This window comes from uncultured Umboniibacter sp., assembly GCF_947497555.1.
Classification (GTDB): domain Bacteria; phylum Pseudomonadota; class Gammaproteobacteria; order Pseudomonadales; family DSM-25080; genus Umboniibacter.
In genome coordinates, this window is record NZ_CANMGY010000023.1 from 1 (window position 1) to 1,683 (window position 1,683).

Here is a 1,683-nt window from a genome sequence, read left to right on the forward strand (position 1 = left end):
TTGCTGGACGTATCAGAAGTGCGAATGCTGACATGAGTAACGATAAAGGGGGTGAGAAGCCCCCTCGCCGGAAGATCAAGGTTTCCTGCTCAACGTTAATCGGAGCAGGGTTAGTCGGCCCCTAAGGCGAGGCAGAAATGCGTAGTCGATGGGAAACAGGTTAATATTCCTGTACTTCAGTGTACTGCGATGGAGGGACGGAGCAGGCTAGGTCATCACGGCGTTGGTTGTCCGTGTTTAAGCTAGTAGGCAGAGAACTTAGGCAAATCCGGGTTCTTAATGCTGAGAAGCGATGACGAGCTCTTTTTAAGAGCGAAGTGATTGATGCCATACTTCCAGGAAAAGCTCCTAAGCGATAGGTACATTGGAACCGTACTCCAAACCGACACAGGTGATCAGGTAGAGAATACCAAGGCGCTTGAGAGAACCCAGGTGAAGGAACTAGGCAAAATGGCACCGTAACTTCGGGAGAAGGTGCGCCGCTGACGGTGAAGGGTTTACCCCGTAAGCTGTCGGTGGTCTCAGAAATCAGGTGGCTGCGACTGTTTATTAAAAACATAGCACTCTGCAAACACGTAAGTGGACGTATAGGGTGTGACGCCTGCCCGGTGCCGGAAGGTTAATTGATGGGGTTAGCACTTGTGCGAAGCTCTTGATCGAAGCCCCGGTAAACGGCGGCCGTAACTATAACGGTCCTAAGGTAGCGAAATTCCTTGTCGGGTAAGTTCCGACCTGCACGAATGGCGTAACGACGGCCACGCTGTCTCCACCTGGGACTCAGTGAAATTGAACTCGCTGTGAAGATGCAGTGTACCCGCGGCTAGACGGAAAGACCCCGTGAACCTTTACTACAGCTTTGCACTGAACTTTGAACCTATTTGTGTAGGATAGGTGGGAGACTTTGAAGCGTGATCGCTAGATTGCGTGGAGTCGTCCTTGAAATACCACCCTGGTATGTTTGAGGTTCTAACTCAGGTCCGTTATCCGGATCGAGGACAGTGTATGGTGGGTAGTTTGACTGGGGCGGTCTCCTCCCAAAGAGTAACGGAGGAGTACGAAGGTGTGCTAAGCATGGTCGGAAATCATGCGGTTAGTATAATGGTAGAAGCACGCTTGACTGCGAGACTGACAAGTCGAGCAGGTACGAAAGTAGGTCATAGTGATCCGGTGGTTCTGTATGGAAGGGCCATCGCTCAACGGATAAAAGGTACTCCGGGGATAACAGGCTGATACCGCCCAAGAGTTCACATCGACGGCGGTGTTTGGCACCTCGATGTCGGCTCATCACATCCTGGGGCTGAAGCCGGTCCCAAGGGTATGGCTGTTCGCCATTTAAAGTGGTACGCGAGCTGGGTTTAGAACGTCGTGAGACAGTTCGGTCCCTATCTGCCGTGGGCGTTAGAAATTTGAGAAGAGTTGCTCCTAGTACGAGAGGACCGGAGTGAACGAACCTCTGGTGTTCCGGTTGTCACGCCAGTGGCACAGCCGGGTAGCTATGTTCGGACAGGATAACCGCTGAAAGCATCTAAGCGGGAAGCCCCCTTCAAGATTAGATTTCTCTGGAGCTTTAAGCTCCCTGTAGGGCCGTGGAAGACTACCACGTTGATAGGTTGGGTGTGGAAGCGCTGTGAGGCGTTAAGCTAACCAATACTAATTGCCCGTGAGGCTTGACCATATATATTT

The 1,683-nt window shown here is 51.8% G+C and carries 1 rRNA gene; it reads left to right on the forward strand.

What is annotated here, in order from left to right:
* Positions 1–1,675, forward strand: a 23S ribosomal RNA gene (locus Q0698_RS13220); the annotation flags it as partial.
* Positions 1,676–1,683 lie beyond the last annotated feature (8 nt).